Origin of the sequence: Erwinia sp. 9145 (genome assembly GCF_000745075.1) — a bacterium.
Lineage (GTDB): Bacteria > Pseudomonadota > Gammaproteobacteria > Enterobacterales > Enterobacteriaceae > Erwinia > Erwinia oleae.
On sequence record NZ_JQNE01000001.1, the window covers coordinates 1,571,739 to 1,586,540 of the forward strand.

Below are 14,802 nucleotides of genomic sequence, written 5' to 3' on the forward strand. Positions count from 1 at the left end.
AATCATCACTCTCCGGCGTTACTCACTGACCAGCACACGCTGCCGTCCGGCCAGATAACCCATCACCGCCTGCGCCAGCGCCAGCAGGGTACAGACGGTGAGCGGCACCGTCCAGCCGTCCATCCGGTCATGCAGCAGCCCGGCCAGCGGCGGGCCGCCCGCTGCCAGCAGATAGCCTACGCACTGTGCCATGCCGGACAGCGCGGCGGCCTGAACGGCGTTTCCGGCGCGCAGGCTGATAAATGCCAGCCCCAGAATGATGCCTGCGCCGGTGCTGATGCCAATCAGCACCACCCAGAGCGTCGCCAACACCGGTAGCATAAGCAGCCCGGTGAGGCCGACGGCGCCGGTCAGAGCAATCGCCACGCCCAAAACGCGCTGGTCGCGAAGTCTGGCGACAATCGATCCGATAAAAAAGCCGGGAATGGCGGAGGCGAGCTGGAGCACGCCGTGCAGTGAACCCGCCTGCGCCGCGGTAAAGCCCAGATTTTGCAGCATGGCAGGCAGCCATGAAACAATGATGTAGTAGATGACAGAGTTAAGACCGAAGAACAACGACACCTGCCAGGCCAGCCCCGATCGCCATACGCGCGCCGGAGCGTGGGGATGCGCAGCGCCGTGTGTTGCGGCCACCGGATCGCGCTTCAGGCGCGGCAGCCAGACGATAAGCGCCACCATCGGCAGCGCCAGAGTCATCAGCAGTGCGGATGACCATCCCGTATGAAAGAACGTTGTAAAGGGGATCATCACGGCTGAAGCCAACGCGGCGGCCAGCCCCATGGTCAGCGCGTACAGGCCGGTCAGGCTCGCGGCCCGGTGGGGAAGGTCCCGCTTTAGCAAACCCGGCAGCAGCACGTTGCCCAGCGCGATCCCCAACCCGATCAACAACGTGCCACCGAATAACCCCGCCAGCCCGGCGCAGGAGCGTATCACAATGCCCGCGACGACGATCAGCAGGGCAACAAACAGCGTGCGCTCCATGCCCAGACGGCGGCCAAAACCCGCCGCCAGCGGTGAGAAGAGGGCGAAGGCCAGCAGCGGCAGAGTCTGAAGCACGCCTGCCCTGGCGGCGGATAATGAGAAATCGTCGCGAATGCTTTCTAAGAGCGGCGCCACGCTGGTAAAGGGCGCCCGCAATGAGGTGGCAATCAGTAAAATACCGATGATTAACCCCAGGTGTTTCCCGGAACTTTTTATTTTTTTACGCATGTTTATTGCTCAGGATCGAAAATCAGCCGCCACTATATCGGGTTGTGTTTATGACCTGATACCGATATAACATCAATCTGTCGCTAAATATCGCCACCCAATCACTCTCCACCCGGAAGGGAAACGCGTGCAGTCGCTGCCTGATTCACTGAAAGATTTCGACATCGATCTCAATCCTAACCCGGCCGTGGCGCTGAAGGTGCGCTCGGTGGACAACGAGGAGGAGATCCCGTTTCATGTTCATCGTAAAGGACAACTGATTTTCACCCTGCACGGCGGCGTCACCTGCCTGGCGCCGAAGGCATGGTGGATGGTGCCGGCAAACTGCGCCGCCTGGATCCCCGCAGGCTCGCTGCACTGCAACCGGGTGACCAAAAACGGCCAGGTGCTGTTTTTATACATCGAGCCGGACGTGTCAGGGATGCCCGAGGAGTGTTGCGCGCTGCACATCAGCCCGATGCTGCGTGAAATGCTGAAGCACTTTGCCACGTTGCCGCAGGACTACACCGCCACCAGCCAGACTGCCCGATTTGCGCAGGTGATGCTGTATGAGCTTTCGCTGATGCCCGTTGAACGGTTGAATCTGCCGATCAGCGATAACCCAAAAATTAAGCGGCTCGCCGACGCCCTGATGGCGAATCCGGCAGACAGCAGCTCTCTGGCGGTGTGGGCGGGTCGCCTGGCGATGAGCAAACGCACTTTTGAACGCTTCGTACTGAAAGAGACCGGCATGACCTTTGGCCGCTGGCGACAGCAGCTTCAGGTACTGGTGGCGATCCGCCTGCTGGTCACCGGCACCTCGGTGCAGAATACCGCCTGGGAGTTAGGGTATGACTCCGTCACCGCATTTATTACCATGTTCAAAAAAACGCTGGGGAAGACGCCGGGACGGTATTTAAATGACTTATCTTATCTTTCCCGCCAGACAGCCCGCTGCTTCTAATATATTCCTTATGCCTCACCAGCCAGCCCGACAGGCGTTGGCAGGCTGCGGTTGCAGAGCGTCGCCATGCTGAGATCGATAAATAGTATCAGGTTGGATTCACTGCATAACGCGGCGGAATATCTCTACACTTACAAAGAGCCTGAACAACAGACCGAAATTATACCGGGAGCAGAGATGGCAGCGAAGAAAATAGCAGTGATTGGTGCCGGAGTGCTTGGGCTTGCGGTTGCCCGCTCGCTGGCGCTGAAAGGCGCTGAGGTTACCGTTTTCGAACGGGGTGACATTGGTGCCGGAACCAGCACCACCACCTTCGCCTGGATTAATTCCAACGGGAAAAGCCCTGAAAGCTATCACCGGCTTAACGCGCTGGCGATCGACGAACACGTCAGGCTTCAGCGTGAAAGCACCACCGAAGGGCGCTGGTTGCTTGAAACCGGCACCTGGGAGTGGGCAACAAACTCTGACGATCGAAGGCGACTCAATGCGCGGGCAAACGAACTGATAGCGGCCGGCTATCCGGCCAGGCAATTCTCGCCTGAAGAATTACAACGTCATATTCCTGAATTGCATCTGGTTTCGCAGGAGGCTGACCGCTGGTATTTTCCGGGCGAGTGTCTGGTCACGCCGGGGGTGTTTCTGGCGTGGCTGACGTCAGAACTGCGCGCGCATAACGTGGAGCTGAACACGCACCGGGCGGTTGTTGCTTTGCAGGAGAACGATCACGGCGCCACGATCCATCTTGCCGACGGCAGCGCGTGGCATGGCGACAGCATCGTCATTGCTGCCGGGCGCTGGTCGGCGGAGCTGGCGGCGATGCTCGGCCAGCAGTTGGCCATGATTGACACCTCCCGACCCAATAAAATCGCCTGCGGCTTTCTGGCGACAACCACACCGGTATTGACGCAGCTACGATCAAATCTGATTACGCCCGGCCTGAATATCAGACCAGAAGGCGGCGGTCGGCTGCTGTTACAGGCAACGGATCTGGACGTTTCAGCCGATCCGGCCAGGCCGCCTGAGCCAGGGGATAGTGTTGGCGAGGAAATGCTGAAAAGGCTGCGCCGCGTAATGGACAATATGGCGTCGGCGCGCATTGAGCGGATTGTGGTCGGCCAGCGATCACGGCCTGCCGATGGCCTGCCGGGGCTTGGCTATATTTCTTCACGGCGCCGCGTCTACCTGATGGTGACGCACAGCGGCATGACGCTGGCGCCGCTGGTGGGGCGCGTGTGCGCGGATGAGATCGTCGATGATGAACGGTCTGCGCTTCTTGATGATTTTTCGCCGCAGCGGCTGCTGGGTAAGCGGGCAGAAGATTTTCCGGCTTTCCCCACGCAACACTATCCCGCCGCGCAATAGCATCTTCCGCGCGGCACGAACCTGTAGGAAGAGGACAGAGCGCATGCAAAGAATCGAATTAATACAGGGTGATATTACCCGAATCGCAGCAGGCGCCATTGTGAATGCCGCTAATTCCTCTTTGCTGGGCGGCGGCGGCGTGGATGGCGCGATACACCGCGCCGGCGGCCCTGAAATTCTGGCGGCGTGTCGGGCGATTAAAAACCGCCAGGGAGGATGTGAACCGGGTGACGCCGTTATTACCCCGGCAGGCAGGTTACCCGCAGACTATGTGATACATACTGTCGGGCCTGTATGGCAGGGAGGAGACCGCGATGAGGCCAGACTGCTGAAAAATGCCTATATGCACTGTTTCCGGCTGGTTGAAGACTATGCGATCAAAACCGTCTCTTTTCCCAATATCAGCACGGGGGTTTATGGTTTTCCCAAAGCGCTCGCGGCTGACATCGCGCTGAAGGTTATTGACGCCTGCCTGCGTGAAAACAAGCGGATAGAGAAGGTCAACGTGGTCTGCTTTGAGTCAGATAACTACGAGATTTATCAAAAACTGCTCGCCGGGCGCGCAGAATAACCGCGCGTTTTTTAACGTCGTCGCGTCGTGCAGTGAAAGCGCATGTCCGGCAGCGCATGCACCGCCGGACATCATACTCAGCAGGATCAGCGGGCTTTGGCTTTCTTTTTACCGCGTAGCTTGTCAATCAGCTTTTGCGCTTCCGCCTGCGTTGCCACCGCAGGCGATGAGCCGCTGAGCGGCTTACGCGCGGTTTCACGCAGCGTCAGCACAGTGATCAGGCCAATCACGCCCGCGCCCATCATATAATAAGCAGGCATCATCACGTTATGCGTGGTGTCCACCAGCCAGGCGGTGACCAGCGGCGTGGTGCCGCCGAACAGCGAAACGGAAACGTTAAAACCAATGGCCAGTGCGCTGTAGCGAATATCAGTAACGAAAAGCGCCGGCAGCGTGGCGGGCATGGTGCCGCTGAAGCAGGTATGCAGGAAGCCGAGGATCGCCAGGCCAATAAACACCCACAGCATGTTGCCGGAACCAATCAGCATAAAGCTGGGGATCGCCAGCAGCACCAGGCCGGCCGCACCCAGCGCGATAACCGGGCGGCGTCCCAGACGGTCAGTCCAGTGACCCCACATCAGCGTCAGCGGCATCATCACAAACATAATAACCATCACCAGCAGCAGGCCGGTCATCTCGCTCATGCCCAATACGCCGGTCAGATAGCTCGGCATATAGGAGGTCAGCATGTAGTTGGAGACGTTAAAGATCAGCACCAGGCCGATACATTTGAGCAGCTGCTTGCGGTGTTTATTCAACATCTGGAACAGGCCGAGCTGCGGCTTGCTGTGCTCCAGCGCTTCCTGCTTATCCATATGCTCTTTGAACGCCGGCGTTTCTTCCAGTTTGAGGCGAATATAAAGCCCGAAAAGGCCCAACGGCGCGGCAAGAAAGAAGGGAATACGCCAGCCCCAGGACATCATGTCCTCGGTGGACAGCAGCGCAATCATTGCCGTCACCAGGCTGGCGCCCAGCAGATAGCCGCCCAGCGTACCGAACTCCAGAAAGCTGCCCATAAAGCCACGGCGTTTGTCCGTTGAATATTCGGCGATAAAGGTTGCCGCGCCGCCATACTCGCCGCCGGTTGAAAAACCCTGAACCAGACGGGCGACCAGCAGCAGAATCGGTGCGGCGATGCCGATGGTGCCGTAATCGGGGATCAGCCCGATAGAGAAGGTCCCCACCGACATCATAATCATGGTGATGGCCAGGATCTTCTGACGGCCAAAGCGGTCACCCAGCGGGCCAAACACCATTCCACCAATCGGGCGCACCAGAAAGGCGGCGGCGAAGGTGCCGAAAGAGGCGATCAGCTGCGCCGCGCCGCTGGCGCCGGGGAAAAACACCTTGCCGATGATAACGGCCAGATAACTGTAAACGCCAAAGTCGAACCACTCCATGGTATTACCCAGCGCGGCGGCGCCAACGGCGCGTTTCAGCAACGTTTTATCTATAACGGTAATATCATCGACGGTTAACTGACTTGATGGTGTTGGCTGGGAGGAGACGGTTTCGGTGCTCATATAACTCCTGAAAAAGCGAAGGGAGCAATCTTATAGCTTTCGCAGCCGTAATCTGAGGGGAAGAGAAAGCTATAAGAAGCGGGAGGCGATAGTGGTCACACAATAAATCAGCCAGCCACCTTAAAGAAAACTCTGATTGATCGCAACATGCTGGCTAAATATTCCTTACATAATAAGTATACCCCGGCAATCTGTCGGGGTATTTGAGACTTAACGTTATAATGGTTCAGGCGACTTTAGCGTCGCAGAGGTGAATAAAAGGTCGGATTGGCGCCGCGCCTCATCACCACGGCGTAGGGCCTTCCGGCGCGACAAACTGCCCTGAAACCGCATTTTCACCCAGCAGGGCATACTCCACCGGCAGTCTTGCGCCTTCTTCGACCGTGATATAGCCGCTGTGTCCGTTAAGATCGGTTTTCACATAGCCGGGGCTGACGGAGTTCACCACAATGCGCGTACCCCGTAACGCCTGTGTGAGCTGGACGGTGAGCATGTTCAGCGCGGCTTTAGACGCGTTGTAGCCCAGCAGCTGCGCGGAGTAATACGGAGAAGCAGGATCGCCGTTCAGGGTCAGCGAGCCGAGAGAGCTGGACAGGTTTACGATGCGCGCCGCCGCAGAGTTGTGCAGCAGCGGCAGCATGGCCTGCGTGACCGCCAGCGTGCCAATAAAGTTTGTTTCCATGATACGACGTACCGCATCGGCTGAGGTCAGGGTCGGCGGGCCGTCTTGCGCATCGACGATGCCCGCATTGTTGATCAGAATATCAAGCCGACCATACTCTTCAGCGATACCGGCGGCGGCGGCGGCAAGGGTGGCGTGGTTGGTGAGATCGAGAGAAACGGTTTGCACAGAGAGCCCTTGCGACAGAAGCGCGGCGGCGGCCTCCTGTCCGCGCGCCGCATCGCGGGCGCCAATGATAACGAACACGCCGGCCCGTGAAAGCTGACGTGCGATTTCCAGTCCGATGCCTTTATTGGCGCCGGTGACAAGCGCAATACGCTGGGGAACGTTCATGAATGAATCCTTCTGATAATGGATGGCAACGATTATGATATGAAGGATCCTTCAGTTTGAGTATTCGCTTATGACATTACCTTCACCTTCCCACCTGAGCGCCCGAAAAAAGCCGCGTCAGGCGCGTGCTGTGGCCACGCTGGAGGCCATTTTCGACGCCACTATTCAGGTTCTGGTTACCGAAGGTCCACAGCGACTCACCACCACCCGCGTGGCGGAACGTGCGGGCGTCTCGGTAGGCAGCATGTATCAATATTTTCCGCATAAGCAGGCGCTGTTTTATGCCCTGAATGAACGCTACCTGGTGATGCTGGCGGACAGGGTAGTGGAGGCATGTCATTCCCGGCACGGCGGGAAGATTGCGCAGATGGTGACGGCGTTGGTTACCGTCTACTGGGAAGCCAAAATGGCGCAGCCGGCGGTGACGCGCGCGCTCTATCGCTCGGTAGTGGAACTGGATAATCAGTCTTTGATTCAGGCGTTTATTCAGCGGGTAGATGCGGCGGCGAGGGAGATGTTCGCCAGTGCAGCCGACGCGACCTTTATCAATCTGGACGTTGTTGTGCTGACGCTGCTGACCACCATTTTTGGTACGGTGCGCAGCGCGTTTGAACGCGATCTCAGCGCAGAGGATGCCCGCGCCGTGCATGAGCAACTGATCGTGATGTGTAAAGCCTATCTGCGCGTGTGTCAGCCGTAAATCTGCGCATAAGCGAGGGTGATACCAACAGAAACTGAATCAGCCGCCTGAAATGCAGATCAAGGCTGTGAAGGGGTCAAACGTCAGATGAACGGCGATCGTTTAACCGTTCACGCGCTGCGTTAAGATCGTCAAGGGTATCGATATCGTGAACGATCCCGGCATCGTTGAGCATGACGTCCTGCACCTCGCCATGCGTTCGGGCTCTGCGCACGATGGCGGCGGCACCCACATCGCCGGAGAGCGCCAGCAGCGCTTCGCGATAGTGCTGACCAAAGCCCACCGGATGGCCCTGGTGCCGATCGTAGTGCGGTACAACGACAGGGGAATCCTTCAGCGCCATCGCGACATGTTGCAGCGTGGCTGCGCCAATCAGCGGCAGATCGCCCGGCAGAATGAGCCATCCGCTGGCGTCTGCCGTAGCCCGTACGCCCATCGCAATCGACGCGCCCATGCCCACGGTGCCGCCTGGTGGTCGCACAACGTAGCTCTCCAGGCCGGCAGCGGCGACCGCAGCGAGGGTGCGATCCAGCACGGATCGTCCTGCCAGCATCGCCTCCAGCTTATGCCCCTCGCCGCCGGACGCCGTAAAGCGCTCGCCGCGACCAGCGGCCAGGATCAGCACCACCGGCCCGTTACCTGACATCAGGAAGAGGCCTGCTGCCCGCGTGCCAGGGCGATATCGGCCATGACCGAGAACGCCAGCGAAACGGCATCTCTGGCTTTCGGAAAGATGCCAATAGGCGCTTTGATACGGGCGATATCGTCAGGCGACAGACCCCGCTGTGTCAGCAGCGCCGTTCGCCGTTGATGGGTCCGGTCGCTACCCAGCGCACCGATATAAAACGGCGCGGCCTTTAGTGCGGCCTCCAGCACGGGCAGCTCGCGCTCAAGGTCGTGATAGAGCAGAACAACCGCGCTGTCTGCGTCTATCAGCGCACCGTCCGCGCAGCGGTGAGCGCCGTCGTGAGTATGCACCTCGTAACCTGCCGCCTGCGCGATGCGGGCGGTAGTGTCAATCGCCGCACTGCGGCCAAAAACGATGACGCGGGTGGTCGGACGATAGCCTGCTTCAAAAACGTTTTCCGTCCAGCCGGTTTGCGTGGCGCCGGAAAGGTGGCAAAGGGTTTGTGACTCAGCGTGGTAGCCTAATCCCGCCGGTTGACGTTGTGCGGTCGCGCTCAGCACCGCCAGCAGCGGTTGGGCCGAGCGTAATTTATGGATGTTCAGGACGATGCCGCCGCCGCACGGCAGCACAATATCTATCCACGGCGAACCCTGACCATAAACAATGTCGCGGTCGCGGTCGGTATGGATAACGTTCAACGCCTCATGTGCGGCAGCAGCCTCCACGCAGCCGCCAGAGATCACGCCGCAGTAAAGGCCATCTTCGCGCACGGCCATCTGCGCCCCCAGCGGGCGGGCCGAACCGCCGTCGATCCTGACTAAGGTGACCAGCGCGGCGGCCAGGCCGGCCTCCAGCGCGTCGGCGGCAAAACGCAGCACCGCCAGCGCGTCTTCGGTGAGAAAGGCGGCCTGCGGCGTCGGTCTGTCGTCGCGCGCGTCAATCCGTGAAATATCGTGCAGCACGGTTTTACTCCTCACAAATGCGGTATCCGTCACACGCTCTCCGGCAGCCTGTCGAGCAGCTTATCCAGCGTAATGGGATAATCGCGCACCCGCACGCCGGTGGCATTGTAGACCGCGTTGGCAATGGCCGCGCCCACGCCGCACAGGCCCAGTTCACCCACGCCTTTGGCCTTCATAGGGGAGGAAACAGGATCGTCATCGTCGAGGAAAATCACCTCCTGCTCGCCGATATCAGCATGGACGGGCACCTCGTAGCCTGCCAGATCGTGGTTAACGAAATAGCCCTGATGCGTATCCACGACCAGTTCTTCCATCAGCGCCGCGCCGACACCCATGGTCATTGCGCCGATAACCTGACTGCGTGCGGTTTTGGGGTTGAGGATACGACCCGCCGCGCAAACGGCCAGCATGCGGCGGATGCGCACTTCACCGGTCGCAACATCGACGCCCACCTCAACGAAATGTCCGGCGAAGGTGGATTGCTGAAACTGTTTATCCAGATCGCCAAACTCAATGGCGTCCTCAACCGTTATTTTGCCCGCGCGGGCGGCGTCAGTCAGCGGCACGCGTTTGCCTTGCGCCTGTACGTAGCCATCGGCAAACTCTGCCTGCTCCGCGTCCAGTCCGAGCTGCTGCGCTATGGTTTCGCGCAGCCTGACGCACGCCGCGTACACGCCCGCGGTCGAGCTGTTGGCTCCCCACTGGCCGCCTGAACCCGCCGATACCGGGAAGTCGGAGTCGCCCAGCCGCACCACAACCTTGTCCAGCGGCACGCCCAGCATCTCCGCTGCCGTCTGACCGATAATGGTATAGCTGCCGGTGCCGATATCGGTCATATCGGTTTCAACGGTGAGGGTGCCATCTGTCTCAAGATGCACGCGTGCGCCAGATGGCGACACCTGGTTATTACGAAAACCCGCCGCCACGCCCATGCCGACCAGCCAGCGCCCGTCGCGCACCTGCGCGGGCTGTGCAACGCGACGCGACCACTCAAAACGCGCCGCGCCCTGGCGCAGGCAGGCGACGAGCTGGCGGCGGGAAAAGAAGCGTTCCGGATTGTTGGGATCGACCTGGGTATCGTTCAGAATGCGAAACTCAACCGGATCGATACCCACTTTTTCCGCGATCTCATCAACGGCAATTTCTAAGGCCAGCAAACCCGCCGCCTCGCCGGGCGCACGCATGGCGTTGCCTTCAGGCAGATCGAGCTGCGCCAGACGCAGGCCCGTCAGGCGGTTAGCGCCCGCATAAAGATAATTCGTCTGTTCGACCGCCGTTTCCGGCGTGCCGCCGGGCAGGTTGCCGGACCAGCTCTCATGCGCGATAGCCGCGATCTGCCCGTTTTCGTCAGTACCGATGCGAATGTGCTGAATAGTGGCCGGACGATGCGTGGTGTTATTGGCGATAAAGGGGCGGGTCAGCATTACCTTGACCGGGCGTTTTGCGGCCCGCGCGCCCAGTGCCGCCAGCAGCGCGTCGCTGCGCAGAAACAGCTTGCTACCGAAACCGCCGCCAATAAATGGCGAGTAGATGCGCACTTTCTCTTTATCGATGCCCAGCGTGGCGGCCAGCTCTTTACGGCACCAGGCAATCATCTGGTTAGAAGTCCACAACGTGACCCTGTCACCGTCCCAGGCGGCCATTGACGCGTGCGGTTCCATCGCCGTATGAGACTGGTCGGGCGTGGTATAAGTGGCCTCATGCTGCACCGCCGAGGCGGCATAAGCGCTGGAAAAATCGCCGGTGATGGTGTCTGGCGTATCCTCTGGCGCGCCCTTCACACCCGGTTTCGCCGCCGCCAAATCATAGTTACCGTCCTGCCGTTCGTATTCCACCTCAATCAGGTGGGCAGCCGCGCGCGCCTGCTCAAAGGTTTCGGCTACCACCAGCGCAATGGCCTGATGGTAATGTTCAATTTTCGGGCCGCCGAGCAGGTGGGCAGTATTCATCTCGCCTTTGCCCAGCTTACCGGCGTTTTCCGCGGTCACGATGGTGATCACGCCGGGCGAGCGTTGCGCAGCAGCAAGGTTCATTGACGCAATCCGACCCTTCGGGATCGCGGAACCGATGGCGTAGCCACAGGCCACGTTGGCGACCTCGTCGTGCCACTCGTACGCATAGCGGGCGGTGCCGGTGGTTTTCAGCGGCCCATCAATCCGGTCGTGGGGCTGACCAATAACCTTCAGCCGATCGACAGGGTTTGTCGTTGCGGGTTTCTCAAATTTCATCGTGTCAGGCCCTCGCTTCCGTCAGCACGGCGGCGATCGTTCGCTCCGCCAGCAGCAGCTTGTAGGTGTTTTCGCGGGTGGGATGGGCATCGGCGAAAAGATGTTTGCAGACGGCCTGCGCGCCCTGGGGCAGCGCGGCGTCGGCATCATCAACGCGCCACGGCTGATGCGCCACGCCGCCCAGTGCGACGCGACCGCTGCCGTCCGGCTGCACGATGGCCGCGACGGAAACCAGCGCGAAAGCATAAGAAGCTCTGTCGCGCACTTTACGATAGAGCTGCGCGCCACCGACCGGCGGGGGCAGCGTCACTGCCGTAATCAGCTCGCCCGGCGCCAGCACCGTTTCCAGATGCGGCGTGTCGCCCGGTGCACGATAAAACGCCGCAATCGGGATAGTACGCTCCGCTCCCTGTGGGTCGACCGTTTCAATCGCGGCATCAAGCAGACGCATGGCCACGGCCATATCGCTGGGGTGGGTGGCGATACAGGCTTTGCTGGCGCCGACCACCGCGTGCTGACGGCTGTAGCCGTTCAGCGCCGCGCAGCCGCTGCCCGGCTGGCGCTTATTGCAAGGCTGATTGGTGTCGTAAAAATAGGCGCATCGGGTGCGCTGAAGCAGGTTGCCCGCCGTGGTCGCCTGATTACGGAGCTGGCCGGATGCCCCGGCAAACAGCGCGCGCGAAAGCACGGCGTAATCGCGCCTTACGCGCAGATCGGCGGCCAGGTCGGTATTGCGTACCAGCGCGCCGATACGTAATCCGCCTTCGGCGGTGGCGTCGATTTTATCCAGCGGCAGGCCATTAACATCGATGATGTGAGCAGGCGTTTCTATCTCCAGTTTCATCAGATCGAGCAGGTTGGTGCCGCCTGCAATAAACCGAGAGCCCAGTTTGTCGGCCGCGCTGCTGGCGGCCTGCGCGGCGCTGTTGACGCGTTCATAGGTAAAGGTTTTCATTCAGGCTGGCTCCCGGCCACGTCAGTGATGGCGGCAAGAATGTTGCTGTAGGCGCCGCAGCGGCAGATGTTGCCGCTCATCCGCTCGCGGACTTCGTCGGCAGTGAACTGCGGGGTCGCGAGGAGATCATCAGTCACGTGGCTGGGGATGCCAGCCTGTAATTCCTTCAGCATGCCGACCGACGAACAGATCTGGCCTGGCGTACAGTAGCCGCACTGATAGCCATCGTGCTTAATGAAGGCAGCCTGTAGAGGATGAAGATTGTCCGGTGTGCCCAGGCCCTCAATGGTGGTGATCTCCGCATCCTGATGCATCACGGCGAGCGTCAGGCAGGCGTTGATCCGCCGTCCGTTTACTATTGTGGTACAGGCACCGCACTGACCATGATCGCAGCCTTTTTTGGTGCCGGTGAGATGCAGATGCTCGCGAAGCGCATCCAGCAGCGTGGTGCGCGTATCAAGATCAAGTTCATGACGTTCGCCGTTGACGGTAAATTTCAGGTGCGCCATTGTCGGGGGTGATGCTGTTTGATCGTGCGCTTTGCTCGTGCTTGCACCTTGTTTACACATGGTGAGCCTCCAGTATTGAAAAACTATAAAAGTGACATGCTGGCGTGTTCTTCAGAGATACCGACACGCTTCTGTTTACGAATAGTTAATAGTAGTCGGCTTTGCATGAAAGACCGCTGAACAGAAGGGACATTCAGCAATAACCGGCATGCCCGGCAGCACCAAAATGTTTATCCACGGAGTCTGATTCAGGTTAACGGTCGTTTTATGAGGGAAGGGGTGTTGAGTTTTAAACACTATTTGTCTACGATACAGGCAAAATTACCTGTTAAACGGGTTTAAAAAAAGGCGTTTAACAGGCGATTTCGCCTACTCAGGTAGTAAAATCAGGGAAATGTCGACGGGATTGTCGGCGGATACAGGCATTTTTAACAAGGATTGTTTTATGTTGCGTTGCACGCTTGTTTCACGGTGCCTGACTGGCGCGCCGCCGATTGTTTTTCTTACCTCGCTGTTTGTCGCTGGCGTCTCCCACGCCGCCGCAGGCGACAACCGTATTCCCTCCCTTGCCCTCAGCGACGAACCGCTTATTCAGCAACAGCAGCGGCAAAAAGCGCTGGAGCAACAGCTTATGCCTCCCGCGCCTGACGTACGACTCTCAACGTCAACGCCCGATCCCAGGCGTATCATTTTCCCGCAGGAACCCCCCTGCTTCCCGATTGATCGGGTGCTGCTCAGCGGCAAAGATGCACTGCCTCACTGGCTGCCGTTGCAGCGCCTCAGCAATCAGGCGGCAGGGCAGTGCGCTGGCGGTAATGGCATTAATCTGCTGATGCGCGCTTTGCAAAATCGTCTGGTCGATCATGGTTACATCACCACCCGGGTGCTGGCGCCAGAGCAGGACCTGAAAAGTGGTGAGCTGAAGCTGGTTATCGTACCAGGCAAGGTGCGGAAGGTGGCGCTGACGCCGGACAGCACTCACTCTGTCTCACTGTATGGTGCGTTTCCCGTTCACGCGGGCGATCTTCTCGATCTGAGGGACATTGAACAGGGGCTGGAGAACTTACAGCGCCTGCCGACGGTTCAGGCCAGCATGGAGATGGTGCCGGGCGAGCAACCGGGCGAAAGCGACGTGCTGTTAAGCTGGCAGCAGACAAAAATGTGGCGTATCGACGCCTCGCTGGATGATGCAGGGACGCGCAGCACCGGACGCTATCAGGGAGGGTTAACGCTGTCGCTGGATAACCCGTCCACGCTCAGCGATCTTTTCTATATTTCCGGCAGCAGCGATCTGGAAAATCACGCTGATAAAGGCACCCGTAACCTGACCGGGCACTATTCGGTACCGCTGGGGTACTGGACGGCAGCTATTACCGCCAACAGCTACCAGTATCATCAGACCGTCGCCGGCCTCAATCAGGACTATCGCTACAGTGGAAAAAGCCACAGCGTGGACGTTCAGCTCAGCCGGGTGCTGCACCGCAGCAGCAACCAGAAAACCACCTTTAACTGGCATGTGCTGGCAAAAACCGCGAAAAACTTTGTGAACGACACCGAGGTTAAAGTGCAGCGCCGCCGCACGTCTGCCTGGCGCATAGGTTTGCAGCACCGTCACTACATCGCGCAATCCACGCTGGATGCGGGCATCAGTTATCAACGCGGCACGCGCTGGTTCGGCGCACTACCTGCTCCAGAAGAATATGTTGGCGATGCCACTGCGTTGTCAAAAATCCTGCAATTTAACGCGCAGCTTGACGTCCCGTTTACCCTCGCCAGCCAGCGCGTTAACTACAGCCTCCGCTATCAGCGTCAGTTGAGCAACACGCCGCTGACGCCGCAGGATCAGTTTGCCATCGGCGGGCGCTGGACGGTACGCGGCTTTGACGGTGAGCGCAGCCTGAACGCCAATCGGGGCTGGTTTGTGCGTAATGATATTGGCTGGAGAACGCCGATCCCGTCGCAGACGTTATATCTGGCGGTGGATTATGGCGAAGTGGGCGGAAACGGCACGCAACATCTTGTGGGCAACCATCTGGCCGGTGGGGCAGTCGGCATGCGCGGCGCGGCCTTTACCATGAATTATGACCTGTTTGTTGCCGTGCCTTTCTCTAAACCCGACGGCTTCAAAACCGATCCCGTTTCACTGGGTTTTGCCATGAACTATTCGTTTTAACAGGTCGGGAACGCTGACCCGGTC

General features: G+C 59.3%; 13 protein-coding genes. 5 read left to right on the forward strand and 8 right to left on the reverse strand.

Annotation, left to right across the window (positions count from 1 at the left end):
• Window positions 1–18 precede the first annotated feature (18 nt).
• Window positions 19–1,209 carry an MFS transporter gene (locus FA91_RS07740; protein WP_034914253.1) on the reverse strand — a complete coding sequence of 397 codons (1,191 nt, stop codon included), beginning with the start codon at window positions 1,207–1,209 and terminating at the stop codon, window positions 19–21.
• A 127-nt stretch (window positions 1,210–1,336) separates the two neighbouring features.
• Here FA91_RS07740 and FA91_RS07745 point away from each other — a divergent pair, with 127 nt between their 5' ends.
• The 3 genes from FA91_RS07745 (at window position 1,337) to FA91_RS07755 (ending at window position 4,085) form a co-directional block, all read left to right on the forward strand.
• Window positions 1,337–2,152: a helix-turn-helix transcriptional regulator gene (locus FA91_RS07745; protein ID WP_034914254.1), complete on the forward strand. Its 816-nt coding sequence runs from the start codon at window positions 1,337–1,339 to the stop codon at window positions 2,150–2,152.
• A gap of 177 nt (window positions 2,153–2,329) precedes the next feature.
• Window positions 2,330–3,514 carry an FAD-binding oxidoreductase gene (locus FA91_RS07750; RefSeq protein WP_034914257.1) on the forward strand — a complete coding sequence of 395 codons (1,185 nt, stop codon included), beginning with the start codon at window positions 2,330–2,332 and terminating at the stop codon, window positions 3,512–3,514.
• A 43-nt stretch (window positions 3,515–3,557) separates the two neighbouring features.
• Window positions 3,558–4,085, forward strand: coding sequence for an O-acetyl-ADP-ribose deacetylase (locus FA91_RS07755; RefSeq protein ID WP_034914259.1), 528 nt, complete (start codon window positions 3,558–3,560; stop codon window positions 4,083–4,085).
• Between the two features lie 86 nt (window positions 4,086–4,171).
• Here FA91_RS07755 and proP read toward each other — a convergent pair whose 3' ends face one another.
• Both proP and FA91_RS07765 read right to left on the reverse strand, forming a co-directional pair.
• Window positions 4,172–5,608 carry a glycine betaine/L-proline transporter ProP gene (proP, locus tag FA91_RS07760; RefSeq protein ID WP_034914262.1) on the reverse strand — a complete coding sequence of 479 codons (1,437 nt, stop codon included), beginning with the start codon at window positions 5,606–5,608 and terminating at the stop codon, window positions 4,172–4,174.
• 283 nt (window positions 5,609–5,891) lie between these two features.
• Complete coding sequence (locus FA91_RS07765) at window positions 5,892–6,623, reverse strand: SDR family NAD(P)-dependent oxidoreductase (RefSeq protein ID WP_034914263.1); 732 nt, start codon at window positions 6,621–6,623, stop codon at window positions 5,892–5,894.
• Between the two features lie 70 nt (window positions 6,624–6,693).
• On the opposite strand from FA91_RS07765, the gene FA91_RS07770 reads away from it, so the two are divergent.
• Window positions 6,694–7,323 (forward strand): TetR/AcrR family transcriptional regulator, encoded by a 630-nt coding sequence (locus tag FA91_RS07770; RefSeq protein WP_034914265.1) that lies wholly within the window; start codon window positions 6,694–6,696, stop codon window positions 7,321–7,323.
• A gap of 76 nt (window positions 7,324–7,399) precedes the next feature.
• Here the strand turns inward: FA91_RS07770 and FA91_RS07775 are convergent, their stop codons facing one another.
• Genes FA91_RS07775 through paoA form a run of 5 tightly spaced genes read right to left on the reverse strand, consistent with a single transcriptional unit; the run spans window position 7,400 to window position 12,665 of the window.
• On the reverse strand, window positions 7,400–7,969 hold the full coding sequence (locus FA91_RS07775) for a nucleotidyltransferase family protein (RefSeq protein WP_034914267.1): 570 nt from the start codon (window positions 7,967–7,969) through the stop codon (window positions 7,400–7,402).
• Window positions 7,969–8,901, reverse strand: coding sequence for an XdhC family protein (locus tag FA91_RS07780; RefSeq protein WP_051937413.1), 933 nt, complete (start codon window positions 8,899–8,901; stop codon window positions 7,969–7,971). Before FA91_RS07780 ends, FA91_RS07775 begins: the two co-directional genes overlap by 1 nt.
• Window positions 8,902–8,942: 41 nt before the next feature.
• Complete coding sequence (gene paoC, locus FA91_RS07785) at window positions 8,943–11,141, reverse strand: aldehyde oxidoreductase molybdenum-binding subunit PaoC (protein ID WP_034914269.1); 2,199 nt, start codon at window positions 11,139–11,141, stop codon at window positions 8,943–8,945.
• Window positions 11,142–11,145: 4 nt separating this feature from the next.
• On the reverse strand, window positions 11,146–12,096 hold the full coding sequence (locus FA91_RS07790; RefSeq protein WP_034914271.1) for a xanthine dehydrogenase family protein subunit M: 951 nt from the start codon (window positions 12,094–12,096) through the stop codon (window positions 11,146–11,148).
• Window positions 12,093–12,665, reverse strand: a complete 573-nt coding sequence (paoA, locus tag FA91_RS07795; protein ID WP_034914273.1) for an aldehyde dehydrogenase iron-sulfur subunit PaoA — start codon at window positions 12,663–12,665, stop codon at window positions 12,093–12,095. Before paoA ends, FA91_RS07790 begins: the two co-directional genes overlap by 4 nt.
• 385 nt (window positions 12,666–13,050) lie before the next feature.
• Between paoA and FA91_RS07800 the strand changes: the two genes are divergently transcribed.
• A complete protein-coding gene (locus tag FA91_RS07800) occupies window positions 13,051–14,778 on the forward strand; it encodes a ShlB/FhaC/HecB family hemolysin secretion/activation protein (protein ID WP_082212578.1) in 1,728 nt (575 codons plus the stop codon).
• Window positions 14,779–14,802: the final 24 nt, after the last annotated feature.

Bases quoted from the DNA above. Each gene is read 5' to 3' on its own strand.
- FA91_RS07740 (WP_034914253.1), bottom strand. From the start codon at position 1,209: ATGCGTAAAAAAATAAAAAGTTCCGGGAAACACCTGGGGTTAATCATC.
- FA91_RS07750 (WP_034914257.1), top strand. From the start codon at position 2,330: ATGGCAGCGAAGAAAATAGCAGTGATTGGTGCCGGAGTGCTTGGGCTT.
- FA91_RS07755 (WP_034914259.1), top strand. From the start codon at position 3,558: ATGCAAAGAATCGAATTAATACAGGGTGATATTACCCGAATCGCAGCA.
- proP (WP_034914262.1), bottom strand. From the start codon at position 5,608: ATGAGCACCGAAACCGTCTCCTCCCAGCCAACACCATCAAGTCAGTTA.
- FA91_RS07765 (WP_034914263.1), bottom strand. From the start codon at position 6,623: ATGAACGTTCCCCAGCGTATTGCGCTTGTCACCGGCGCCAATAAAGGC.
- FA91_RS07770 (WP_034914265.1), top strand. From the start codon at position 6,694: ATGACATTACCTTCACCTTCCCACCTGAGCGCCCGAAAAAAGCCGCGT.
- FA91_RS07775 (WP_034914267.1), bottom strand. From the start codon at position 7,969: ATGTCAGGTAACGGGCCGGTGGTGCTGATCCTGGCCGCTGGTCGCGGC.
- paoC (WP_034914269.1), bottom strand. From the start codon at position 11,141: ATGAAATTTGAGAAACCCGCAACGACAAACCCTGTCGATCGGCTGAAG.
- FA91_RS07790 (WP_034914271.1), bottom strand. From the start codon at position 12,096: ATGAAAACCTTTACCTATGAACGCGTCAACAGCGCCGCGCAGGCCGCC.
- paoA (WP_034914273.1), bottom strand. From the start codon at position 12,665: ATGTGTAAACAAGGTGCAAGCACGAGCAAAGCGCACGATCAAACAGCA.
- FA91_RS07800 (WP_082212578.1), top strand. From the start codon at position 13,051: ATGTTGCGTTGCACGCTTGTTTCACGGTGCCTGACTGGCGCGCCGCCG.